The organism is Ktedonobacterales bacterium, from assembly GCA_036557285.1.
Taxonomy (GTDB): Bacteria; Chloroflexota; Ktedonobacteria; order Ktedonobacterales; family DATBGS01; genus DATBHW01.
In genome coordinates this window covers 100,991-122,842 of record DATBHW010000012.1, presented here as the reverse complement: position 1 = coordinate 122,842, position 21,852 = coordinate 100,991, and the positions used below count along the sequence as shown (strand labels likewise).

Genomic DNA, 21,852 nt, shown 5'->3' with positions numbered 1-21,852 from the left:
TGCTCTTTTAGTTGGTCCCGCACGTGTTTTTCTAACTCAGCAGCCTGCTCCGCAGAAATGCCCAGCACCTTCGCCCAGGTCTCAATTTCACCGCGCTCTTCCTCATCAATGTTGCCATCTTCTAGAGTCTGTTATGCACTTTTGCGCGGACTCGCTTTTCACCAAGCTTTGCAGCAACCATGTCAAACTGCGATCCATTGCTGTTAGCCCGGACGTGAACTGCCTTCGTAAAAGTGCATAACACGCTCTAGGGCCTTCTCCAGGGCTTTGATGTAGGGTTCCAGAGGATTTTCTGGCGGAGAGGGTGGCACCGTGTCTGTTTTCCAGATTGCCTGCCAACTGGCTGCATCCAAATAGGCGCTGAAATGACTGGCATGAGGGGAAGACAAGGTGAGACTATGACCACAACTATAGCTGTGATACTCCAGCCGCTCCTGGTCTCCCTGGTACACAGTAAACATTACAGGGTCCTTGCATACCGGGCAATCCTCGCAAACGGTAAGCGGATACAAATCTAAAAGTGGCTCAAAGCCTTTTGTATTCACTCTGTGGCACAGATACAAGTGCCCAGTCTGAAGCGGTTGCTGAACGATGAGTGGTTCAGCATTTCTTGTCACATGCTGCCCGATACCCAGATCGAGCAAATATGCCCAGGAGCCATCAACCTGCTTTTGCCTGTCTCGAAGTGAAATCAGCGGGTACGCTGCCAACCATTCCAGATCAAACAACGTCTGTTCCAGTGCCAGGCAGAGGATGTCGGCACGTTCTTTGTACTCTTTCTCTGACAAAGCAGCGTACTGCGCTCCCCAAGCCTCAGGTTGCTCACAATACTCTCGTATCAACTCGAAGAAATCCCGATAACAAAATGGCGGCTTACTTCGCTTCCTTACCTCAATCCTGAGCCAATCCTGCATCTTCTCAATGGCCTTCCCCACCAGGACACCGGCTTGCCCTTTCTCGGTATAAAAGGCGGTCAGTTTCTCTAGGGGTTGTTCTGAGGCGTCTACATAGAGACGGCTTGCCTTATTCAACGCTTCAATCCACCCGCCCAAGGAGGGCTGTGCTAATCTCTGTAAGGCTTGCTCAACATCTGCATCTTGTTTTTCGGGTATTCTTGTATCTCTGCGGTAGCGCGAACACAGCACCATCACGAGATATTTGATGATGGACTCGGCCAGTTCTCGTAAGTTCTGATGGAACTGGTATGCCTGCTCCAACTCGGCATCCACCAGCGGCACCACTTTTTTGGCATACGTTGCGGCAATGATGGAGGGGTAATGCGCTATTTTTTCAAGCAACTGCTCTCTCTTGTGTACCTGTTCAACGCTTATAAGACGCTGTTCAGCAGAACGAGAGGCCGGGAGGGCAGCGCCGCTGGGTTTTAGCCCGGTCGGCTTATCCCCTAACTCAAAAAGCTGACTATCCGATGAACGAAGATAGAGAACGGGCGTTCCCCACTCAAGGGTATTGGAGATAGCGATGCTTACGGCCTGGCGTGCGGCGGCAACCGCTGTATCCACTGGTAGGCTCAGGGCAAGTGTTTCATAAAAGGCGCGCGTAAACTCAATAGCCGCGTGGTCGGTGATCTCATACTGCATCGCCAGGACTGCTGGCAGCCCTCTTCCAGCGAGGATAGATGCTGTACTGGAGAACACATCGCGCTCCCCGCCTTTGGCTCCTTCGCAGGCATTGAGAAATACCAGCCGTAACGAGGGGTGGTCGGCCAGAAAAGTTACAAGCTGTGTAGCACTCAAGAGCGCCGTCTTGTTGAGATCGTTTGCTAAGGCTATAACCCCTTCATCAGCACGAGGGTCAAATCCTCCATGTCCAATAAAATGAAAGATGTGCCAGGTGGCGTCTTTTTCTTGGAGGGCATGCTGTAAATCCCGCCAGGTTTGCCCTTGCAGCCAGGTCAGGCGCACCAGACCCTGTGTCTCTAGCTCGGCCAGCGCTTTCTGCATACGCTCTTGTTCACGCTCGACATCCAATGTTTCCTGGTCGCTTGGATTGGCAATCATGCCTAAGATACGCAGCGGTGGTTCCACATGAAGCGATTGCAGCGGTTGGGGCATCCTCATATAGCGGACAAGAGGTGTTTGTGTGGAGAGACAAACATAGCTCCGTCTGGGCGCGTCATAGAGATATTCCCAAGGGATTGCAGCAAGTTTGGGTTCTTGGATGTTCAAGCGTATGCGCAATCCCAGGCCCTTCTGGGACGCTTGCGTCCGGCTTACCTCATAGAGGCCGCGCACGCTGCCTGAGAGGAGAGACTCAAATAAGACCTGTCCAAACTCCTGTACCACTTCCGACTCACGCGAAAGCATCTGGCGTCGCAGACTCACTGAGCGCAAGAGCGTGTTCTGCAACTTCAGGAGGTAATTTTCCAAGACCCTCTCATCAAAGGGCCGCATAATTGTGGAGCTATCGCCAGCTTCTGAACGGGCTTTCACCTCATACCCTGATTCACGTTGCTCAATCTCCACATCGAAATCGAGATACTTCATATTCGCCCTCTTATCGCTGAGATGAAGTTGCCTTCCGCCCTTTCGGAAACCATGGAGGCAGAATGTCGAACAGACTGCTCCACCCACTACAGCACGAATGCCAACCGGCGCGAAAAACCCAGCCACAGGACGCCGGGTAGGCAGATCAGGATAAACTCTTCAAGATTCAGGCGATGAGTCGAACAAAAATGTGAATAGAAGCACGATCTCTTCCAATATTACTCGATCAGACACTGGGTAAAAGAAATGGTGATAAGCGAATCAGGTATGAATATCAGACTCGGATGATTGGCATCAGTTACTGAGGGCACTTTTAGTCGCCGCTATAGTAGCACTGATTGGGAAGCAGTGCAATAGGACTATGCAATAAGAATAAATTTTTCTGTTCATCCAACGGTGACCCGGAAAGAGAATCAAGCACCAACTACAAATTTGCCAACTTGATGTAGTACACGAGCGGGTATAACGGACGTAGGCCCGCAGCTTCACCGCCAGCGCCGCGCCCGTCATCTGTGCCTGGTCCCATCCCACCCAGAGGCGCAGACGCCTCGTGTCCGTCACATATTCCAGGGCGGCATCAGGCCGCTGATGGGGGAGGGAACCCCGACCTGCATCAAACAGAGCACGCGATCATCCTTCCTTATAGGAGCAAAGAGCCCAGACGTAGTCTGCCTCGCCATCTTAGAACACGCGTACTAGACAAGGATGTGCTCGCGGAAAAGAGGGTCAAAACGGGGGTCAGAGAGCCAGATGAGAAAAAGCTGAGGCCAGTCCAGGACTGGCCTCGCTGGTGGAGATGGGGGAGAGTCGAACTCCCCGTCCACGTAAGCGAAAAAGAAGATGTACTACAGGCATAGTCGGCGTTTTGAGTTGGCGCTTTGGACCCCCACCGACCGGGTTCCTATGCGCTTGCCTTCTGGTCTTAGATAACGCTTAGAAGGCGGTCCGCGTCATCGCACCCCGACTGTATGACGCCGCTGAACCGACCCGCCGGGGTGAGGTCGGGACGACGTCGCCTCACTGTGGATTAGGCAGCGAGAGCGAGGGAAGGCTGCTTTTTGGCAGCTATTCGTTCGCCGGTTGTTTAACGAGAGTGCGTACCGGCACCTCGGCCTGCAATCTTCCCCCACACCTACCTGTCGAAACCCAGCATCCCCAGGGATCCTCCAGACGTGGAGAAAAAGATGGTGTCCGCGCTGGTCTTGCACGAACACCTATAATATACCACATGATGGACAAAAAAGCGAGGAAGCCTCATGCAATCAGGCGTATGCCCCACCTGCGGCGAGCCGCTGCCAGATTCAGCGCCCGCCTGTGTCCGCTGTGGCTGGCAGGCTGAAACTGCCCACCAGGAGGCTTCTGACCACCCTGGCGCGCCTTCCCCGCCAGGCATCTCGCGGCGCAAACTGCTCGCCGGGATGGGCCTGGTCGGGCTGGCTGTGGGCGGAGCCAGCGTCTGGCTGGCGCTGAAACTAACCGCTCAGCGCCCACATCAGCCCACCGCGAACGGCCAGGCAACATCAGCGGTACCGACAACTACTCCCCTCCTCATTTATCGGGGCCATTCTTCGATTGTAACGAACGTCGCGTGGTCCCCCGACAACCAGCGCCTGGCTTCAGCCGGAAGCACGATTATCCAGGTCTGGGAGGCCGCCAGCGGCAAGACGTTGGCGACGTATCGCGGCCACACAGCAGCAGTGGACGCGATTGCCTGGTCGCCCGATGGCACACAGATCGCTTCAGTCAGCAACGATCAGACAGTACGAGTCTGGGAGGCCGCCAGCGGCAAGACGCTGGCGTTCTATCGTGACTCAACAGGCTGGCTCGGCGCAGTTGGCTGGTCGCCGGCGGTAATCAAGCAGGGTATACAGCAATCCTACCGTATTGCTTCTGGCGGAGCAAGCCAGCAAGTCGTGGTGTGGGAAGCCGCTACCGGCAAGGTGCTTGCCATCTACGCGGGGCATACCAGCGGCATAGACACCCTGGCATGGGCGCCAGGCGGCGCTCATATCGCCTCTGGAAGCGAGGATACGACGGTGCAGGTGTGGGACGCCGCCACAGCAAAAACCCTCCTCATCTACCAGGGCCATTCCAACGAAGTCCACTCCGTCGCCTGGTCCCCTGATGGGCAGCGGGTTGCTTCAGGTGCCTTCGATAAAACCGTACACGTATGGGATCCCATCACCGGCAGGCAGCAGTTAATCTATCATGGGCATACCGATGCGGTCTGGTCGCTTTCCTGGTCCCCTGACGGCCAGCGCATCGTCTCTGCTGGCGATAAAACCGCACAGGTGTGGGACGCGCGCAGCGCCCGCCAGCTATTACGCTATAGCAACCATCACGCTTTAGTGTTTGCCGTCGCCTGGTCCCCTGATGGCACACACATCGCCTCCGGCGGTGGCGATAACACCGTACAAATCTGGCGGCCAGAGTAAAGGCTGTGACGCCGCGGTTCTAGCAAAAATGAGGTGTTGGCAAGCGAGGCAAGGTACTTGTAGCGCCGCCTTCCAGGCGGCCAACGCTGCGCCAGGGCGAACGCTCGCCCTGCGGGCCACGGCGCCAACAGGCCAGCGTTGAGCCGCCAAGATGGCGGCGCTACAAGTGGCAACCCCCGATAGGTGGTGGAACTTGACGCCGCCAGCCGCCTCTTGCAAACAGCAAACGGCGCTGCTATACTATAGCTGCATCCTCTCTCAAGTCACACGGGCGCTCGCCTTTTTATGTCTGGAAGGAAAGGAGGCATGAGATAGCCTATGGAGGATACATCCTCACGTCCCCCAGATACAAGTGAAGCCAGCCAACCAGCGCGCGAAACACATTGGACCAGATCGCTGGGCAGCCAACTCCGGCGGGCCGGGCAAGGAGCGCGCCAATTCCTCTGGGGTTTCTTCTACTTTGAGATGTTCCACGAACTCCAAAAAGAGAAAGCCCGCTACAGCGACGCCGTGAATCTGGTCATTGTCGGCGAACTCCTGGGCCTTCCTCTGATGACTTCTGTCATCACGCTGCGCTTACTGCCCTATCTCTTGCCAGAACTGGATCAATGGAAACACCGCCAGCTCACTGAAGTAGATATTATTGAAGAGGTACCTGAAATTCATTAGCGACGCATCGCTCGCAGCGCCGCTATTCATCCCATCTCTTGCTCGATAACGGCTTGCAGTTCGGCGTAATCGCCATGATTGGCTACCACCCGGCGGTTGTTGACCACAATCGCAAGATCGGATGAGAGCCGATGGCGCAGAGAAAGCCAGAGGCCGCGCGGTGAAGTCGTGCTGACTGCCAGCGGAACCACCAGACCCTGATAATCCCTGAGCAGCCTGGTGTAAAGTTCGGCGGCTCGCTGGTTGGTCTCAACCACTTCTGGCGGGTAATCGCGCATTTGCTGAGCAGCAAGATCGATCCCACAGGCGCCCATCGTATCCGTTGTACAACAGCTTGCGCACATGCTAAACAGGGTGGGCAGCAGGCCCACCATCTCAACCTTGATTGGCCGTTGAAGTTCTTTTGTGTTCATGGAGCATCTCCTTATGCCACCAGACTACGTTCTTCCGGTGCTGATTGCACTCTGCGTCTTCCTCGGCGCCTGGTATTTTGTGGGCGTCTGGTTGAACCGCGCGCGCGGGATACGCCTGGCGCGCACGCTGCGCGAACGGTTGCTGGCAATGGAGGCAGAAGACCTCTCTGGCCGCTGGGTGAACGCCTCCATCTTTCAATTTGTCGGCCAACGCGCGGCTGCCCCCATCGGGAAACTTGCCGCCGTGATTGTGCTGGAGTCGCGCGAACTGGCGCTCATCTGGCTTGTCAACCTGCTGCGTGGTCGGCGCGACCTGCTCGTCATCCGTCTGGAACTGCGCTCAGCGCCCAAAGCGGGCGTGGAATTGGAGGCCCATCGTTCGCAATCGAAGCCAGAGCGCGATGTCCGGCCTCGCATTACCGAACCTGGCTGGGAACAAACCACCATCAACGGCTATACGCTCCACTATCAGGCTGGAGCCGCCCGCCTGGTAGCCACCCTGACGCCTCTGCTGCATGAATGGCAATCGCAGATGATCCGCCTCTCCATCAGCGCCTCTTCGCCGCATCTCCTGCTGAGTCTCTCGCCCGCGCCTGCCGTTCTGGCCGCAGAAAACACCTTTGCCGCTGTGCGCAAACTCGCCGAGGCCATCACAAAACGCTCATAGCGCGCCAGCGCCCTCAATGGCAGCGTGAATCGCCGAGCGCCTCCAGCAGCGCGTGACGGTCCTCTTCGCGCTCTGGCCCGCTGAACTCCAACGCCAGCGTCCTTCTGGTCGTATCGCAGTAGAGCGCCATCTCCAGCGTATCCCCCCGGCTGCGGCTCAGCCAGGGTTGCCCGCGTTGGCGCAGACGATAAAACGCCTGGTGCCGACCCACCAGCATCTGGCTGGCAGCGCCATCCTGGCGCAGCGGGTTCAGCCAGCGACTCACTTCACCCTGGCCCACGCGAACGGCCAGCTCGACCTTTCCGCCTGGCGCTCCGCTGTGTAACAAATAGCTCGCGCGGCCATTCGTCACCCAGCGCGTATCCAGCACCTGGGTACTGTTATCCACCTCGGCGGGATGCAAGCCGGTAAAGAGCCGCCAACCCTGCGGCAAGTTCAAAATCAAAAAATTGCTCGTACCCAGCACATAGTTCCCTGCCGCCACAAGATGCTGGTTCATAGGCTGCTCCAATACGTCGGCTCGGACTTCAGCAGATCGCCAGCGACAACCCGCACGATCTCCAGGCCGACCACTTCGCCGTCATACAACGGGATAAACCCGCACACCAGTTCGCCAAGATCGTTCTTGATGGCGCGCATATATCCAAGCTGCTCTTGATACTTATTCTGCAAGTACGTCTCATCTGGATGCCTGCTCACCACATCCGTCGGAAGCACCTCGTTGACCAGCACACCACCCACTGGAATGTTATACTCGCGCACCATGCCGATAAAACGCTTGACCACCGCGATAGGCAGCGCCAGCGGCAGCGTCACAAAGAAGAAGGCCGTCTGCTCCGGGTCAATCAGCAAATCCTTCACCTGCAAGAAGCGCTCGTTCATATTGATCAGGTCAGCCATCAGCGGGTCTTTCTTAACCTCATCCATCACACGCTCCTTGCGGAACGAAAGCTGCACCCGCAGCGAAAGAGCTTGCTTGCGGCTCTCGATCATCCGTCCCAGCCAGAGGCCATAAATCTTGCTGAGGCCAATCAGCCGGACCGCGTTGGCGACGGCGGCGGTATCAAAGACGATGACATCATAATTGCCGCGCTCGCCCAACATGATGTCCATCATCTTATCAAACATCGCGCTCTCCTCGAACGCCGGATTCGTCACAGCAATATCCACAAACGGCTTCGCGTCTATGGGAATATCGGCCCACTTCAAGAACTCCCGCACCCGACGCCCAATATTCTCCCGATAGCGACCCACCACTTCATGCGTCTCCACCTCAACCGCGAAGAGGCCAGAAACGCCCTTCACCGGAGCCACCGAGCCACCGGAAAGGGGCTGCCCAAAGACGCTGCTGAGCGAATGCACCGGATTGAGCGACGCCAGCAGCGCGCGCTTGCCTTGTTCGGCAAATCTGATAGCAATCGCGGCGGCGCTCACCGTCTTACCCACCCCACCCTTGCCGCCAGTGAAGATAAACCGCAGCCCTGGTTTCTCGTCGAGCAACTGTGTGAGTGTGTGTTGCATCAGACCGTTCCCCCTGGCGTCTGCTTGCCCATGAGATACCCCGCCACTTCCTCAAGCATCGTCAATCCCTTGGGTTCTCGTGGGAACATCGGCATCGTCGCCACCACCGTATCGCCGAATACCCGCTGAATCTGCTGGACATACTGCTGCTGCATCAGGATACGCTTGCGCGTGAAGTCACTCAGCCCGGCAGTGTCAAGCATCTCCACCGGATAGACCTGATTGACGACCAGGCCGGAAAGCGTAATGCCCAGGTCTCTGAACATCTGGAGCGCCCGCTCAGTATCCAGAATCGCCATCCGCTCAGGAATCAGCACCATGAAAAAGGCCGTTCGCTGGCGATCCGTAATCATATCGGTGAACGTCTTGATTTTGGAGCGGATCGTCGTAAGCTCTTTCAGCACCATATCTTCGGTGGCTTTGGCCCCCTTGAGCGAAGCCGCCACCGCGTCATATTCGGCAACTTTGGTGCGCGCCTCCGTGATCTTATCCACCCAGCGCGAGAGAATGTCGGCCATCGCCACCATGCGCACGCCATGCCCAAAGGGGGGCATATCAAAGACATAGAGATCGCAATCGCGCTGAGCCACCAGTTCCGCCATCGCATCATACGTTGCCGATTCGTACATGGCTGGCTCGGCAGACGTTGAATCAATGTACTCGTCAATCTCTTTGGGTACCGCGTCCAGGCCATACATATCCATGATCTTCCGCCTGACCTGGGCCTGGTAATCGGCAACCCGCCGGTCAGCATCAATCTCCACCACATGCAGCCTGGGCAGGAGTTCAATCACCCCCTTGCCATAAAAGTCATGCTCGAAAATATCGGAGAGCGAAGCCTGCGGATCAGTGCTGAAGCAGAGGGTCCGTTTCCCCTCGCTCTGCGCCATATGATAGGCCAGGCTGGCGCTCGATGTCGTCTTGCCCAGCCCGCCTTTGCCAGCAAAAATCACGATCTCCGGCGTCCCATGCTGCCGGAAAAACTTGCTCAGCCCTCCAGCCCCAATCAACTCGGCCATGAGAGCCTCCTGACTAGCAATGGTGATCAGTCTTTAATAAATGGCGTCCGTGAAGTCTCGCTCACGGAACACCCGCTGCTTCCAACTTTCGACATTGGGGACAGCGTAAGGGAGCAGTTGCAGCGAATAATAGGGGGGCAGCACCGGGATACCCAGCATATCGCCCAGCGTGATGAACATAAAGAGATGTTCCATGTACATGCGCGTGCGCAGGGTAGCCGTCACCTGCCCGTGTGACGCCATGCCATACAGCACCCCCTTGAAGACGCTGCGCCATCCCCCTTTTTGGGGCGCGCTGGCCTCTGGAACCCCCGGTTCCCCCAGACCTTCGTGAATACGACCTTCCTCATCTTCTGGCATAGCAAGACGCTCCTTAGAAGAAGAGGTGGCTGGCGGCTATTGCCAGCCACCTGAACAGCCACTGTCTGATACGGGGAATGCGCCACTTTCAGTCGCCAGTGGCAATGCCTGGGGCCGCCGCCGGAGCCTGCGACGCCGGGCGGGACCGCATGTAGGATTGATACACTAGCCAGGCCATCCGCAGACCCAGCGCAAACAAGACAATACCCACCACGAAGAAGACGCCGTTGAACACCAGCGCCACATTGGTTGCGGTCTGGCTGAGTACCTTGCCGCTGAGTGGGGTGCCTGCGGTGGTGGAAACCAGCGGCTTGCCCTGAATCACCGCGTACAGGAAGTAGTACGCCTCGAAGCCAATCGCCGCCAGCGTTGTAACCGTCATAAACACCGCCGGAATCAGTGTGTACAGGCTGGGCGCGCGCGTGCGCACCAGATGAATGCTGATAAGCCAGAGCGCCAGAGCAGCCATCAACTGGTTCGCGCCGCCGAAGTAGAGCCAGAGATTCCACCAGCTTCCCGTGATCGCAAAGGCCAGGGGAATCACCAGACCGACGCTGGTAGCGATGTGCTTCTGGCCGAAGACGCGGAACCCGCCTTCACCGGTTACCTCTGCCGAGACCAGCCGCCAGAAGCGTGTCACCAGCGATTGTACCGTGATCGCAAACAGAATCAGCGCCACGCCAAAGTAGACTTGCAGGAAACCGGCAGCCGACGCCCCACCCAGGAACGGCTGGGTCAGGCTCACCGCGCCAACTACCCACGATCCCACACTGCCCAGGCTGCCAGCATTGGCAACCACCACATACGCCGCCAGAGAGGCCAGCGCCAGCAGCCCTTCGGAGAGCATCGCCCCCGCGCCGATGGGGTGCGCGTCGGTCTCGATGTCAAGCTGCTTCGACGTGCTGGAACTGCTCACCAGACTATGCCAGCCGGAGATCGCGCCACACGCGATGGCAACAAACAGAATCGGCCAGATGGGGCCAAGCCCGGTGGCATACGCGCCTACCCAGGCGCTCTGATGAATCGTGATGTTTGTCAGCGGCGACACCAGCGCGCCGATCAGAATCAGGATCACCGCGATAAACGTGGGGAAGAAGGAGACATAGTTGATCGGCTGAATGAACCTGGGCAGCGGCAGGATCGAACCCAGGTACAGGACGATGCAGCAGACCACCGCCCAGAACGGAATGGACCAGTCTCCAAGCGACGTGGTGAAGCTGGCGGGAATCTGAAGGTAGTTGCCAGCGACCAGGCTGAGTATAAGCAAGATCAGCGAGATCACGGTCACTACGCCAATGTTCATCTTCGCCCGGTAGAGCAGTTGCCCGGCTATCACCCCCGTGATGAGAACGCCCAGCGTAGCAACAGGTGTGCCGGGGAATATCTTCCAGAACAGCGCGATCAGGAAGATAAACGTAGCCGAAACGATCAGCAGGTACACCAGGATAAAACCAAGCAGAGTTTTGCGGCCACCAGCCCCGGTGAACTCGTAGCTGATCGGCCCGAACGAGCGCCCCTGATTGCGAATGGAGACCATGATCGCGCCATAGTCCTGCAACCAGCCGATGAAGAAATTGCCAACCACAATCCAGATTAATGCGGGGAGCCAACCAAACTGAAGCGCAATGAAGGGGCCAAGGACGGGGCCGAGCGCAGCAACGCTCTTGAATTGATACCCCCACAGGACATACTTGCTGACGGGGAAGAACTCCACGCCATCCGTGTACATATGCGCGGGCGTGGTGCGCTTGCTATCAGGCTTCCAGACCTTGCGGTCATACCACTTGCCATAAAACTGATAGGCGATAAAGTACCCTATCAGCGCCAAAAGGACAAACCAGAAAGGTGACGACATGACTGCATCCCTCCCATGCTTGTGGAAATTGTTCGTACCATAGGGCTATTAGGCACGCACTATGCAGCGCCATACCGTCCTCACGACCATCTATCCCAACCAGATGCTTGTGAAATGATTCACCGTATCCCTTCGCGGTGGCGCACGAGCATGATGATCGCTTACGCAAGAGGAGTAAAACCACCCGCCTGCCGTTTTCTCGGCAAGCAGGAGTGCGCGCGCAAGAGGGGGGGAGATAAGAAGGGAAGGGCAGAAGGTATCAGGGCCGCAGAATCCCCGCGTTGGCCCGCAGCGCGTCCCAGCGCCCGAAAAGAAGCGGCAATATCCTGCTTGTGCAATCTGTACCCCTGGCATGGCTGGCCCCAATATGGTGTATCAAATTGCGCCATCCCGACGGCAGAAAAGAGGGGTTGAAAAGTTACAGAGCATCTCGTGCCTGCTACCTTGCCTCAAGCATACCATACTGGAAGAGGTTTGGCAAGCCAGCCATGCCAGGGTTCTACCAAATCTGAGGTGTTGGCCCGCAGGGCCAACGTACCGACAGGCCAACGTTGAGCCGCCAAGATGGCGGCGCTACAAGTGGCGTTTGCCCTGCGGGCCAATACACCAGCAGGCCAGCGTTGAGCCGCCAGGGTGGGGCGAAGCGGCCTTCAGCCGCCGACCCGCAGCCCTCAATCACTGCGGCAGCACCTTTAGAAAGTGCGGAATCTCAATTTCGATCCGCGTAATGATCGTGAACCCGTGACCTTGAAACGTCTCTTTGAGCAGCGGGTCTTCCAGGCCGCAGAGGACCAGCGGCGTCTGATACATCACCCGCGCCGTCTGACTGATCAGCAGATTCTCAGTATCGTGATTCGTCACGGCTATCAGAACCCTGGCCGTCTTGATCTCCGCCCGCTCCAAAATCTCGGCCTGCGTACCGTCGCCCAGGATCGTCATCCCGCTGAAATCATTACCCAATCGCTCGAAATCCAGAGGGTTGGGGGCGATAACGGTCACGTGATAGCCCTGCTTGTCCAGGAGCGTGGCGAGCCAGGCTCCCAGGTGTCCGGCCCCGACAATTATGACCCGAATCGGTTCCTCGGTGGTCATCCCTTCCTCCATTTCATCTCCTGGCTGGAATGAGTCGTGCATCTGGCTCTTTCAGTGCCATTCGCTCCCGCTGTAACACTGTGGCGCTTTTTCATCTCCTATCTTGCATGGCAGCATACAAGAAAATGCCCAGGCAAGACAAGCTGCGCATTCTGCATAGACTATAGGAAGCAGCGCACAGCGTCTCTATCCGATAGACCTGCTCATACCCTCTATAGAAAGCGAGCATAGAAGTGATTACAGAACAGACCAGCAGCCGCAGCGCAGAAACACATCCTCCTGTGCCGCCCAGGCCGCTGCTGCGCGGCTGGTCACACGCCCTGGCGACAATCGGCGCTGTCTGCCTGACTATCGCCCTCTGCTGGCAGAGTCGCCATGACCCGCCGCGCCTGCTTTCTATGGCCGTGTATGGCATAGCCCTCTGCCAATTATACGCCGTCAGCGCCCTCTATCATATCGGCTCCTGGGATAAGACGCAGCGGCGCAGACTCCGCGCGCTCGACCACGCCAACATCTTCATCTTCATCGCGGGAACCTATACCCCCCTCTGCCTGAACATCCTGTCTGGCTGGCTGCGTGTCGTCCTGCTCGTCGTCATCTGGCTGCTCGCTGCGGCGGGCGTCGGGCTGACGCTTTCCAGGCTCCGCGCGCCGCGCAAAGTCAGCACAGCCCTCTACATCGGCATGGGCTGGGTAGCCGTCTTCGCCCTGCCCGCCTTCCTCAGCCTGTTGGGATGGCAGGCAGTGGGCGCGCTCGTCCTGGGTGGCCTCCTCTATACCATCGGCGGCGTCATCTACGCCCGGCGCTGGCCCAATCCCTTCCCGCGCGTCTTCGGCTATCACGAACTCTTTCACCTCTTCGTCATCGCCGCTGGCCTCGCCTTCACCGTCGTCATCTGGACCCACGCGCTCACCTTCCCACGCGCCTAGCTTGCAGCGCCAGCCGCATCTCCTGGCTCGCTGGGTGGCGCTGGAAGAGGTTAGATTGTAGTTTCCTTGCAGTTAGCTTCCCGTTGGGGATTCGTGTGAGGCCAGGCGGGGAGCCACTTGCGGGGGTGGGATTGCTTAGATTGCTTTGCTTCCCAGCGGCTGGCGCTTCGTCGGTTTGGCTGGCTTGTGAGGATGGAGGTGGATGCTGGCTCTCTCTTTGTTTGCTGCATTGAAACACCTCTATACCACACAGATACTCAGAGAACAGATACCGTCTGTATCAGGCATGGCGCAGCCCCCCAGGCATCCCTCGGAGAAGCCCCCGATGCCAACCCAGGGAATCTAAGCAATCTAAGCAATCCAACCCCGCCAGCCCAGGCAGAGAGCGACCTGGCGGCTGATGGCGTTGGAAAGGAAACCGCAAGGAAACCGCAAGCTAACCCCCCACCTGTACCCGCGCCTTCCGGGCAACCGGCCACTGGTAGCGCCGCCTTCCAGGCGGCCATCGCTGCGCCAGCGCGAGCGTGCGCCCTTCAGGCCAACGTACCAGCAGGCCAGCGTCCAGCCGCCTGAGCGTCACTTGTAGCGCCGCCTTCCAGGCGGCTATCGCTGCGCCAAAGCGAGCGTTCGCCCTTCAGGCCAACGTACCGACAGGCCAACGTCCAGCCGCCAGAGACGGCGGCGCTACAAGTGGCGTGCGCCCTGCAAGCCAACGGACCGGCAGGCCAACGTTGAGCCGCCAGGATGGCGGCGCTACAAGTGACGTTCAGGCGGATGTCGTACTGCTCACCCATAGACTCTGTAGACTCTGTAGACTCTATAGGCGCACGCAGTGGGCTGAACAGTGAAGCGCGTCACACGTTTTCTGTCTGCTCCCTCACAGACAGATCGCCGCCCGCATGGGAAACTAAGCTCATGGATACGCGCTGCGCAGCCGCGAACATTGGCTTTGTAGATACACCGTATTATTGCTTTATCCAATTTTCTTTATGAGTATGAGGAGGATGTTCATGAACATCCCATCGCGCAAGTTCGTCCCCTGCCTCCAGTTTCTGGCCGGAGGCACGCTTATCCTGCTGCTCGCGGCCTGCGGAGTCGCGCAGACCGCCAGTGCTGACAACCCTACGCCAATGCCATCGCCAACAGCGATCCCGACACATACCCCAACGCCCTCAGTGAAGCTGACGCTCACCAACGCATGTCCCGATGGGTTCGGCCCAACGCCGATAACCGCGAGCGGATCTGCATGCGCACGCTGGCGGGGGCATCGCTCAGGATTCACGTCACCTTTTGTCGGGGCAATGTAGACGAGAGCGACGCCCTCAAGGGTACCTTCACCGCCGACCAGATGGGCTACCATGAATGGGACTGGACGCCCAAAGCCGCCTGCGACAATCCTCCAGGGCATAGTGGGTTCTGGCAAGGAACCGCCGAGGTCACTGCCACCCTGGACGGGCAGACCGTCACAGACAGAATAGACTTTCTGGTCTGAGTAGGTATGGGCAAAGCCGCCACCACAGTAACCATCCTGTAGTCACTGTGGTGGCGGCTCATTTTTCGCGCTGCGGCGCATCAACCCCCAGGCAGGCTGCCGCTTTCATAATAGCCCTTCAGCGCCGCCAGCAGCGCCGCCTCATCCCGGGCCACGTAGGTCAGCGCCCCCTGGATCATCGCGTTGAGCTTTGTTCCAGGGAACGCCCCGCGCCGGTCCGTATGCAAGCCAATCAGCAGCTTCTTCACGAGCAGCAGCGCCTGCTGGCCCCAGGCGATACCAAGCTCCACGCACGCGCCCTCATCCGGCACGCGCCCATCCAGCAGAAACAGCAGCACATCGGCGGCCAGCAGCCGCTCCACATCCAGTTGAAAGACCGCCTGGCTCCATTCCTCGCCCGTCATCCGGTCATAGGGTGGTGCGCCGTGTTCCGCGCCATCGCGTTGCGGCAAAAACACCTCATAGCCCAGCGCCTCGATCTTCCGCGTCAACTGCTCGTTGAACGCTCGTTCCCCCACCGAAAACAGCGGGCCAGCAAAATAGACCAGCATCTCTTCATCTCCAATCAGCTTCAGGGTGTGGGCGTCGGCGTTGGCGGAGCGCCAGGCGGAGTCGGCGGGCCAGAAAGCAGCGGGACCAGCGTATCCAGGTCCGTCAACGCCTCAGCCGTCAACTGCTCCATCATCGTCGGGCTGGCAGTGCCGGAGAACAGGACTGTTTCGTGGCTTGTTGTGCGCACCACGACAGAGCTATACGCCCCGTGAGTCGTGAGCCAGCCAGGATGCCCGCCGATCTCCACCGTCGTGGCGTCAGCCGTCGGGCGCAGATCAATCGGGTTCCAGCGATACAGAATGAAGACCGACGCGCCGGAATACCACCACGTATAGGCATAGCGCGACGGGCTGCTGGGGGTGGCGTATTTTCCGCCGTTCCCTGACTGGCAGACCTTGAGGGGAAACGTCAGCGGCCCATAGGCTGAGCCAGGGTCGCCACAATCGCCTCCAGGCAGCGTGGCTCCGCCGCCCGTCCAGGTGTGTGTCTCGGCGTCAACCTCCACCGTCACCAGGTCAAAGAACGTCCCGGCGGGGTCAAGCTGCACGACGGCCATCCCGAAGGCCGGGCCACTCGCCAGCCAGGTCGTGGCCGCCGGAAGCTGCGGAGCGCCTCCATTGTGTATCACCCTCCCCGCCTGAGCGTAAGCATTTGCCAGGTCCACCGATTGACTGATGCCGGTTGGCGCGGACCAGACAAACCTCCAGGGCGGGGGATGATGCCCAAGGAGCATCGGCTGCGCGCCAGGCGCGCAGCCCGCCAGCGCGAGCATGCCGATCAGCGCGCAGAGCGCGTGCTGGAGACGGAAACCAGAGCAGCATCGCATCGCCAGATGTCCTTTCCTGGCATACGCCATTTCAGCCAATCGAGCCGGTCTTGTTCAGGCGACGTGGTAGACCACACCTGTGCGGGTCAGCCCTGCTGCATGATGCTGGCGAACCTTTTCAACAGCCTCGTCCAGCTTCTCCGTAGCCCGCGTATCGAGCAGCCGCTCGCCACAATACGTGCATTCGCCAGCCATCACCGTCACCGTGACCACATCACCACCCACCGGAACGATCTGATCGACCTGGCGCACGACATAGGTATTTTCTCGCCCACAGCGGGGGCAAACGATGCCCTCTAGCATCTCTTCTAAGGTCGCCATTTCATTCTCCTTCATCTGCCTTGGAAGACGGGCGGGCGCTTCTCGCGGAAGGCAAGGGCTGCTTCACGGGCATCGTCCGTCTCAAAGCAGCGCAGAATCCCCTCGATCTCATTCTGGAAGGCGCGCTCCAGGTCCGGCACGAGCGGCAGATTCAGCAGCCGTTTGCTTTCGCGCAGGGCCAGCGGCGCGCGGCTCAGCATCTTATCTATCAGCGCCTGCACAGCGGCATCCAACTCTTCCGGCTCGGCCATGCGATGCGTCAGCCCCATGCTCTGGGCCAGCGCCGCCTCGAAGACATCCGCCATCAGAATAATCTCACGCGCCATCCCCAACCCTACCAGGCGCGGCAGCAGCACCGTCGTCCCGCCTGTCACCACCATCCCCACGCGGGCTTCCACACAGCCAAAGCGCGCGCGCGGCGTAGCAACCCGAAAATCGCAAGCCAGCGCCAGCTCGAAGCCGCCGCCCAGCGCGTAGCCATCCACCGCCGCAATCGTCGGCTTATCGCCCAGGAAGAGCAGGCGTGTCAGCCGTTGCAGGTCCATAATCACCGCCAGAAACGTTTCGGCGGTAATGCGTTCGGCCTCCTTCAGATCATCCCCCGCGCAGAAGTTGCCGCCCGCCCCCGACAGCACAATCACCGACACGTCCGGGTCGTTCTGAGCGCGCTCTAGCGCCTGGCGCAGCCCCGTCACCAGCCCCACGCTCATCGCGTTCATCGCGGCGGGCCGGTTCATCATCACCCGCGCAATCTTATCGGCAACCGTATACAGCACAACGGGTTCTCCGCCTGCCGGTCTGTTCTCTTCGCTCATAAGCCCAACCCTCTCTTTATCTGAATTACTCGCCCAGGCCCGTGTCGCTAGTTCCCCTGGTGTTCGCCCGCGCGCTTATCCAGGCCCGGCGCGGCTTTCGGCTCGTAACCCTACACGCTGCTTCCGGCGGCGCCACAGCGCAGCAAACAGTATTCCCTCAACCAGCAGCACCAGGGCAAAGGCAAAGACAAAAGCATCATGCAAGCTAACGATGGTAAAAAAGTAGTTCGGCGCGTAGCTATAGTACCAGGACAACTCCAGCGCCAATACCGGCAGCCACAGCAGCCAGCGCGACACACGCCAGCGGTCTGCCAGGGCTTCCACACCGAAACACGCGGCGGCGATCACCACCGGAAAGGCATAGATGACGACCCGCTCCACATCCACCGAAACAAACACCTGCGCGCTGGCAAGCGCCAGCAGCGCCCAGTGGGCATGCGTGCGCCAGAAACCGAGCGCGTAGACCGCCAGCGGCAGCAAAATGCCCCACGCGCCGATAGTGGCCTGCGTTAGCCGGAAGAACAGCGTCCCCGTCTGCACAGAAACAACCGCCCAATAGACCAGCATTTGCAGCAGACTGTGTGGCTGATTGCCTGGGATAAGCAGGCGCAGCCCCACGACGACGCTCAACACCCCAACCAGGCTTGCGAGTGACCAGCGGAGCAGGGCGCGATCACGATGCTGCCAACTCCAGATAATAGCAAAGGCCGCGCCAAAGATGGCTGTCTCTTTATCGAAAGCCATCACGACGAGCGAAAGCACCAGCCAGAAGCCGCGCCGATGCACAACGCATCCCAGCGCCAGCGCCAGCAGCGCAAACGCGAGCGGGTCCGCCAGCATATCATTGTAGAGTGTAAAGCCGACGGCAGGCGTCAGGCAGACGAAAGCAAAGCCGCCTGCAACCGCAGCCCCCGCCGGAAGGCCCAGGCCGCGCAAAAACCACATCAGCCCCAGTGTCGCCCCGGCGATGCCCACCACGCTCAGCAGCCAGAAGCCCGTGAGAATTGGGACCGGCAGAAAGTGAACGAGAAGCGGCGTCAGGATGCGCCAGCAAAACGGCGGCTGATGCGCCAGAGGATCGGCTGAGCCAAAGGGCTGTACGGCCATAGCGACATAGCGATAATGGTCCCTAAGCACAGAATGTGGGTCTGGGTAAGGCAGAATACCCTGCCAGGCAACAAAGGCGGCCAACGCAATCAGCGTCAGCAGCGGCCAGCTATAACGAGCGACAGACATACGAACACTTCTAATAAATATCATGCCCACCAATGCGCTCCCAGATGATATGCGCTTCACCAGGGGTACGCTCTTTGCCCAGGTCAAAGAGCGCCCGCTTATCAGGCCCAAAGCGAAACTCCTAGAGTTTCTTGCTTTGATTGCGTTTAATGCCCAGATGCGCGGGGAATTCACGAGGAAAAGCGCGCTTTTCTTTCCAGGCACGGACAAACTCTCGCCTGGCCTTCCTGAACGCATCCTTATCTGCCTGGCTCAAACGCTCGTAAGCCGTCTTGAACGCCTCCTCTTCCTCATGCGTCGGCATTCATCACTTCTTCTCGCTTTACCCGGCGTTTGGGTTGCTTCTCCCAAATCGCTTCATATTCTTCGTGAGAAGTGGCAACATCCAGGGCGTCCAAGAGCGCCTCAAACTCTTCATCGGTATGCGGCCCATAGATGGTAGTATAGCCCGTCTTCTCATCAATCAGGCGCTGGAAGGTTTCGGCCAGTTCGGCTTGCTCCTCTGGAGGAAGGGCTTCAAGCTGGCTCATTACCTGCTGCAAGGCATCTATCATCGCTGCCTCCTAATAAATATCATGCCCATCAATGCGCTCCCAGATGATATGGACTTCGCCAGGCAGAACTTCCTCACCGTAGCGCCACAGCGCCCGCTGGTCCCCTCCAAAGGTGATAGACCAGGCATCCTTGCTTTCGATGAAGTGTAAACGCAGAGGCGCCGGTGGAACAAGGTCAGGCTGCTTCTTTTTTGCAACCAGCCAGGCGACCAGATCGTCACGAGCTTTGAGAAACGCTGCTTTCTTTTGTACGTGCAGACGCTGGTACGCTTGTCTGAAGCGTTCCTCAACCTCAAATGTCGGCATCGGAGGCGTTCTTCTCGCGCTCATAGAGTTCGACAGCTTCTGGCCCGGACCAACTTTCCAGCGCCTCATCAAACTCCTTATCGCTGTAGTAGATGCCGCGATAGTCCGGCGCTAGATACGGCTTGCTCACTTTTCGTTCGGCCAGGAAGGCGTCAAACTCCTCCCTGGACATCCGAGAGACGCGCTGCTGCTCCGCTTGATAGCTTCGATATTTGAGGAAGAGTGCCTGAACATCTTCCGCGAATTTGGCTTGCTCCACCGGGGAAAGGGTCTCAAGCTGGCTCACCACCTGCTGCAATGCGTCTATCATCGCTGCCTCCTAGTAAATATCATGCCCACCAATGCGCTCCCAGATGATATGGACTTCGCCAGGCTTACGCTCTGGCCCATAGCGAAAAAGCGCCCGGCCATCTGGAGCAAAATGGAACTCGTACATTCCTTCGATAGAGAGAAAACGACGAATACCCAAACGGGCTGGCGCTGGCCGGTGAGCCTTGAGGGCTGCCACCCAATCTCTTCGCGCCCGATTGAAAAGAGCCTGCCTGTCGGCTCTCAATCGCTTGTATTCATTGGTAAACCGCTCAGTCTCCTCATGAGTCGGCACGAGTTGGCCCCCCATCAGCCGAATGTGCAACGGCTTCAAGATGGGCGTCGAACTCTTCGTCGCTGTAAATCACCCCGGTGGTTTTCCGGCTGCCTGTGTCTTCTGGCTCTTCGGCCAATTCTCTGGCCCATTCGGCATACAACCGCCGTTCCCATGCCGGTTTTGCCAGCCAATGCTGCAAATCTTCAGCCAGAAGGGCTTGCTCCTCTGGAGGAAGGGCTTCAAGTCGGCTCACCACCTGCTGCAATGCGTCTATCATCGCTGCCTCGCTTCCCATCTTTACTCGTTTTTTCTTCTGGAACCATCATAGCATATTTCACTTACGCTTGATAGGTTTTTAGCACCCGCCGCGCCTTGCCCTCTGTGCGCGGCAGGACGCCATAGGGGATCAGTTCTGGCTCGGCGCGGAAGCTGAGACGCTGGCGCAGCGCCTGCGCGATACGCTGTGGCAAATCTCCGGCCATCTCTGGGGTCAGACCCTCTGCCAGTTCCACCTGCACGCGCAGATATTGATGCGGGGGCGCGTGATCAACGATGATCAGGAACTCGCCTGAAAGCTGGTCCGAAAGACGCGCCAGCACGTTGCCCACGCCGGTAGGGAAGACATTGACGCCGCGCACATGCAGCATATCATCGCTGCGGCCCAGGATACGAAAGCGAAAGCTTGTCCGGCCACAGGCGCATGGCCCCGTCCCCAGGATACGCACCACATCGCGGGCGCGGTAACGCACCAGCGGCTGCGCCTCTTTATAGAGATGGGTATAGACCAGTTCGCCCTCGGCCCCGTCGCTGATGGGCAAGGGCGCGCCGCTCTCCGGCTCAATCAACTCCACCGCCACATAGCCCTGCGCGTGGAAATGCAAGCCCTGGCGCTCCTCGCATTCCGATCCCATGATGCTCAAGACATCAGCCATCCCGAAATTGGCGTCCATTGCCCGCAGGCCCCAGACTTCTTCCATACGGGCGCGCACGCTCGGCTCGCTCATCCCCGGCTCCGCGCCAAAGAAGCCCAGGCGCAGACCCAGCTCGCGCGGCTCCAGCCCCTGCGCCCGCGCCGCCTCGGCCAGCGGCAGCATATAGGACGGCGTGGCGCTGATCGCGTTGATACTCAGTTCGCGGATTGTCTGAATCAACAGGGCTGTTTCGCCCACGCCAAAGGGTACAATGGTGGCCCCCGTCGTCTCCAGGCTGTCGTGATCGGAATAGCCGCCGACCCACAGCCGATAGTTCAGGCAGTGCGCCACCCGATGCCCAGGCCGCAAGCCCGACGCCCAATAGGCCCGCGCGCCGCATTCGGTCATCACGTCGCGGTCACGCCGCGTCAGCGCCACGTACAGCGCCCGGCCCGTCGTACCCGACGTTTTGTGCGCCCGAATCACCTGATCCGACGCAGCCGCCAGATAACTGCCGAACGGCGGCTGCTCTTTCTGGCTGCGTCTGCACTCGTCCTTTTCAGTAAAGGGAGCCAGCGGCAGATCGGCCAGATCGCGGATGGCTTCGCGCCCCACGCCCGCCTCGGCAAACTTCGCCTGATAGAAAGGTGAACGCGCCCAGACCGCATCAAGCTGCGCCTGCAAGCGTTCGTTCTCCAGCCGCCGCAGCGCCGCTGGCTCCATTGTCTCAATCGCCTCATCCCAGAATCGCCGCTCCACCAGGATAGCCCTCCTTCGTGTGCCAGTGTG

The 21,852-nt window shown here is 58.9% G+C and carries 26 protein-coding genes and 1 other RNA gene; 5 read left to right on the top strand and 22 right to left on the bottom strand.

Translation table 11 applies throughout. The annotated features are described in order from the left end of the window. Positions 1-203: 203 nt before the first annotated feature. Both VH599_04890 and ssrA read right to left on the bottom strand, forming a co-directional pair. The gene (locus tag VH599_04890; protein HEY7347633.1) at positions 204-2,591 is read right to left on the bottom strand and encodes a CHAT domain-containing protein; all 2,388 of its coding nucleotides are present in this window, start codon (positions 2,589-2,591) and stop codon (positions 204-206) included. Positions 2,592-3,292: 701 nt separating this feature from the next. Continuing rightward, positions 3,293-3,661, bottom strand: a transfer-messenger RNA (tmRNA) gene (gene ssrA, locus VH599_04885). A 99-nt stretch (positions 3,662-3,760) separates the two neighbouring features. On the opposite strand from ssrA, the gene VH599_04880 reads away from it, so the two are divergent. Together VH599_04880 and VH599_04875 are read left to right on the top strand one after the other, a co-directional pair. Continuing rightward, positions 3,761-4,939 carry a WD40 repeat domain-containing protein gene (locus VH599_04880; protein ID HEY7347632.1) on the top strand — a complete coding sequence of 393 codons (1,179 nt, stop codon included), beginning with the start codon at positions 3,761-3,763 and terminating at the stop codon, positions 4,937-4,939. 318 nt (positions 4,940-5,257) lie between these two features. Further along, complete coding sequence (locus VH599_04875) at positions 5,258-5,608, top strand: hypothetical protein (protein ID HEY7347631.1); 351 nt, start codon at positions 5,258-5,260, stop codon at positions 5,606-5,608. A 26-nt stretch (positions 5,609-5,634) separates the two neighbouring features. Here VH599_04875 and VH599_04870 read toward each other — a convergent pair whose 3' ends face one another. Further along, positions 5,635-6,021, bottom strand: a complete 387-nt coding sequence (locus tag VH599_04870) for a hypothetical protein (GenBank protein HEY7347630.1) — start codon at positions 6,019-6,021, stop codon at positions 5,635-5,637. Positions 6,022-6,034: 13 nt separating this feature from the next. Here VH599_04870 and VH599_04865 point away from each other — a divergent pair, with 13 nt between their 5' ends. Further along, entirely contained in the window at positions 6,035-6,688 is a 654-nt protein-coding gene (locus tag VH599_04865) for a hypothetical protein (protein HEY7347629.1), read from the top strand. Between the two features lie 13 nt (positions 6,689-6,701). Here the strand turns inward: VH599_04865 and VH599_04860 are convergent, their stop codons facing one another. The 6 genes from VH599_04860 to VH599_04835 all read right to left on the bottom strand — a co-directional run bounded on the left by VH599_04860 (position 6,702) and on the right by VH599_04835 (position 12,577). Beyond that, positions 6,702-7,187, bottom strand: a complete 486-nt coding sequence (locus VH599_04860) for a hypothetical protein (protein ID HEY7347628.1) — start codon at positions 7,185-7,187, stop codon at positions 6,702-6,704. Further along, entirely contained in the window at positions 7,184-8,209 is a 1,026-nt protein-coding gene (locus VH599_04855; protein ID HEY7347627.1) for an ArsA family ATPase, read from the bottom strand. The genes VH599_04860 and VH599_04855 overlap by 4 nt, the downstream gene beginning before the upstream one ends. Further along, positions 8,209-9,228, bottom strand: a complete 1,020-nt coding sequence (locus tag VH599_04850; protein ID HEY7347626.1) for an ArsA family ATPase — start codon at positions 9,226-9,228, stop codon at positions 8,209-8,211. Before VH599_04850 ends, VH599_04855 begins: the two co-directional genes overlap by 1 nt. 33 nt (positions 9,229-9,261) lie before the next feature. Beyond that, a complete protein-coding gene (locus VH599_04845) occupies positions 9,262-9,588 on the bottom strand; it encodes a hypothetical protein (protein ID HEY7347625.1) in 327 nt (108 codons plus the stop codon). Positions 9,589-9,676: 88 nt separating this feature from the next. After that, positions 9,677-11,443: a carbon starvation CstA family protein gene (locus VH599_04840; protein HEY7347624.1), complete on the bottom strand. Its 1,767-nt coding sequence runs from the start codon at positions 11,441-11,443 to the stop codon at positions 9,677-9,679. Positions 11,444-12,118: 675 nt separating this feature from the next. After that, positions 12,119-12,577, bottom strand: a complete 459-nt coding sequence (locus tag VH599_04835; protein ID HEY7347623.1) for an NAD-binding protein — start codon at positions 12,575-12,577, stop codon at positions 12,119-12,121. A gap of 191 nt (positions 12,578-12,768) precedes the next feature. Between VH599_04835 and VH599_04830 the strand changes: the two genes are divergently transcribed. After that, entirely contained in the window at positions 12,769-13,464 is a 696-nt protein-coding gene (locus VH599_04830) for a hemolysin III family protein (protein ID HEY7347622.1), read from the top strand. A gap of 533 nt (positions 13,465-13,997) precedes the next feature. Here the strand turns inward: VH599_04830 and VH599_04825 are convergent. Continuing rightward, complete coding sequence (locus VH599_04825) at positions 13,998-14,258, bottom strand: hypothetical protein (protein ID HEY7347621.1); 261 nt, start codon at positions 14,256-14,258, stop codon at positions 13,998-14,000. A gap of 404 nt (positions 14,259-14,662) precedes the next feature. Here VH599_04825 and VH599_04820 point away from each other — a divergent pair, with 404 nt between their 5' ends. Further along, positions 14,663-14,956, top strand: coding sequence for a hypothetical protein (locus tag VH599_04820; protein ID HEY7347620.1), 294 nt, complete (start codon positions 14,663-14,665; stop codon positions 14,954-14,956). A gap of 80 nt (positions 14,957-15,036) precedes the next feature. On the opposite strand, the gene VH599_04815 is transcribed toward VH599_04820, so the two are convergent. The 12 genes from VH599_04815 to VH599_04760 form a co-directional block, all read right to left on the bottom strand. Next, positions 15,037-15,507, bottom strand: a complete 471-nt coding sequence (locus VH599_04815; GenBank protein ID HEY7347619.1) for a nucleoside 2-deoxyribosyltransferase — start codon at positions 15,505-15,507, stop codon at positions 15,037-15,039. Between the two features lie 20 nt (positions 15,508-15,527). Beyond that, on the bottom strand, positions 15,528-16,334 hold the full coding sequence (locus VH599_04810; GenBank protein ID HEY7347618.1) for a hypothetical protein: 807 nt from the start codon (positions 16,332-16,334) through the stop codon (positions 15,528-15,530). 54 nt (positions 16,335-16,388) lie between these two features. Next, on the bottom strand, positions 16,389-16,655 hold the full coding sequence (locus VH599_04805) for a YgiT-type zinc finger protein (protein HEY7347617.1): 267 nt from the start codon (positions 16,653-16,655) through the stop codon (positions 16,389-16,391). 11 nt (positions 16,656-16,666) lie between these two features. Further along, positions 16,667-17,470: an enoyl-CoA hydratase-related protein gene (locus tag VH599_04800; GenBank protein ID HEY7347616.1), complete on the bottom strand. Its 804-nt coding sequence runs from the start codon at positions 17,468-17,470 to the stop codon at positions 16,667-16,669. A 75-nt stretch (positions 17,471-17,545) separates the two neighbouring features. After that, on the bottom strand, positions 17,546-18,706 hold the full coding sequence (locus VH599_04795) for a hypothetical protein (protein HEY7347615.1): 1,161 nt from the start codon (positions 18,704-18,706) through the stop codon (positions 17,546-17,548). Between the two features lie 121 nt (positions 18,707-18,827). Then, positions 18,828-19,010, bottom strand: a complete 183-nt coding sequence (locus tag VH599_04790) for a hypothetical protein (protein HEY7347614.1) — start codon at positions 19,008-19,010, stop codon at positions 18,828-18,830. Next, complete coding sequence (locus VH599_04785) at positions 18,997-19,260, bottom strand: hypothetical protein (protein HEY7347613.1); 264 nt, start codon at positions 19,258-19,260, stop codon at positions 18,997-18,999. Before VH599_04785 ends, VH599_04790 begins: the two co-directional genes overlap by 14 nt. A 9-nt stretch (positions 19,261-19,269) precedes the next feature. Next, on the bottom strand, positions 19,270-19,566 hold the full coding sequence (locus tag VH599_04780; GenBank protein ID HEY7347612.1) for a hypothetical protein: 297 nt from the start codon (positions 19,564-19,566) through the stop codon (positions 19,270-19,272). After that, positions 19,553-19,876, bottom strand: a complete 324-nt coding sequence (locus tag VH599_04775) for a hypothetical protein (protein ID HEY7347611.1) — start codon at positions 19,874-19,876, stop codon at positions 19,553-19,555. Before VH599_04775 ends, VH599_04780 begins: the two co-directional genes overlap by 14 nt. A gap of 9 nt (positions 19,877-19,885) precedes the next feature. Continuing rightward, positions 19,886-20,170, bottom strand: a complete 285-nt coding sequence (locus VH599_04770; GenBank protein ID HEY7347610.1) for a hypothetical protein — start codon at positions 20,168-20,170, stop codon at positions 19,886-19,888. Further along, positions 20,157-20,447, bottom strand: coding sequence for a hypothetical protein (locus VH599_04765; protein ID HEY7347609.1), 291 nt, complete (start codon positions 20,445-20,447; stop codon positions 20,157-20,159). The genes VH599_04770 and VH599_04765 overlap by 14 nt, the downstream gene beginning before the upstream one ends. A gap of 43 nt (positions 20,448-20,490) precedes the next feature. Further along, the gene (locus VH599_04760) at positions 20,491-21,822 is read right to left on the bottom strand and encodes an AMP-binding protein (GenBank protein ID HEY7347608.1); all 1,332 of its coding nucleotides are present in this window, start codon (positions 21,820-21,822) and stop codon (positions 20,491-20,493) included. Positions 21,823-21,852 lie beyond the last annotated feature (30 nt).

Coding starts and splice junctions, on each gene's coding strand:
- VH599_04880 (HEY7347632.1), top strand. CDS start 3,761: ATGCAATCAGGCGTATGCCCCACCTGCGGCGAGCCGCTGCCAGATTCA.
- VH599_04875 (HEY7347631.1), top strand. CDS start 5,258: ATGGAGGATACATCCTCACGTCCCCCAGATACAAGTGAAGCCAGCCAA.
- VH599_04870 (HEY7347630.1), bottom strand. CDS start 6,021: ATGAACACAAAAGAACTTCAACGGCCAATCAAGGTTGAGATGGTGGGC.
- VH599_04865 (HEY7347629.1), top strand. CDS start 6,035: ATGCCACCAGACTACGTTCTTCCGGTGCTGATTGCACTCTGCGTCTTC.
- VH599_04860 (HEY7347628.1), bottom strand. CDS start 7,187: ATGAACCAGCATCTTGTGGCGGCAGGGAACTATGTGCTGGGTACGAGC.
- VH599_04855 (HEY7347627.1), bottom strand. CDS start 8,209: ATGCAACACACACTCACACAGTTGCTCGACGAGAAACCAGGGCTGCGG.
- VH599_04850 (HEY7347626.1), bottom strand. CDS start 9,228: ATGGCCGAGTTGATTGGGGCTGGAGGGCTGAGCAAGTTTTTCCGGCAG.
- VH599_04845 (HEY7347625.1), bottom strand. CDS start 9,588: ATGCCAGAAGATGAGGAAGGTCGTATTCACGAAGGTCTGGGGGAACCG.
- VH599_04840 (HEY7347624.1), bottom strand. CDS start 11,443: ATGTCGTCACCTTTCTGGTTTGTCCTTTTGGCGCTGATAGGGTACTTT.
- VH599_04835 (HEY7347623.1), bottom strand. CDS start 12,577: ATGCACGACTCATTCCAGCCAGGAGATGAAATGGAGGAAGGGATGACC.
- VH599_04825 (HEY7347621.1), bottom strand. CDS start 14,258: ATGGGTGAGCAGTACGACATCCGCCTGAACGTCACTTGTAGCGCCGCC.
- VH599_04820 (HEY7347620.1), top strand. CDS start 14,663: ATGTCCCGATGGGTTCGGCCCAACGCCGATAACCGCGAGCGGATCTGC.
- VH599_04815 (HEY7347619.1), bottom strand. CDS start 15,507: ATGCTGGTCTATTTTGCTGGCCCGCTGTTTTCGGTGGGGGAACGAGCG.
- VH599_04810 (HEY7347618.1), bottom strand. CDS start 16,334: ATGCGATGCTGCTCTGGTTTCCGTCTCCAGCACGCGCTCTGCGCGCTG.
- VH599_04805 (HEY7347617.1), bottom strand. CDS start 16,655: ATGGCGACCTTAGAAGAGATGCTAGAGGGCATCGTTTGCCCCCGCTGT.
- VH599_04800 (HEY7347616.1), bottom strand. CDS start 17,470: ATGAGCGAAGAGAACAGACCGGCAGGCGGAGAACCCGTTGTGCTGTAT.
- VH599_04795 (HEY7347615.1), bottom strand. CDS start 18,706: ATGTCTGTCGCTCGTTATAGCTGGCCGCTGCTGACGCTGATTGCGTTG.
- VH599_04790 (HEY7347614.1), bottom strand. CDS start 19,010: ATGCCGACGCATGAGGAAGAGGAGGCGTTCAAGACGGCTTACGAGCGT.
- VH599_04785 (HEY7347613.1), bottom strand. CDS start 19,260: ATGATAGATGCCTTGCAGCAGGTAATGAGCCAGCTTGAAGCCCTTCCT.
- VH599_04780 (HEY7347612.1), bottom strand. CDS start 19,566: ATGCCGACATTTGAGGTTGAGGAACGCTTCAGACAAGCGTACCAGCGT.
- VH599_04775 (HEY7347611.1), bottom strand. CDS start 19,876: ATGATAGACGCATTGCAGCAGGTGGTGAGCCAGCTTGAGACCCTTTCC.
- VH599_04765 (HEY7347609.1), bottom strand. CDS start 20,447: ATGGGAAGCGAGGCAGCGATGATAGACGCATTGCAGCAGGTGGTGAGC.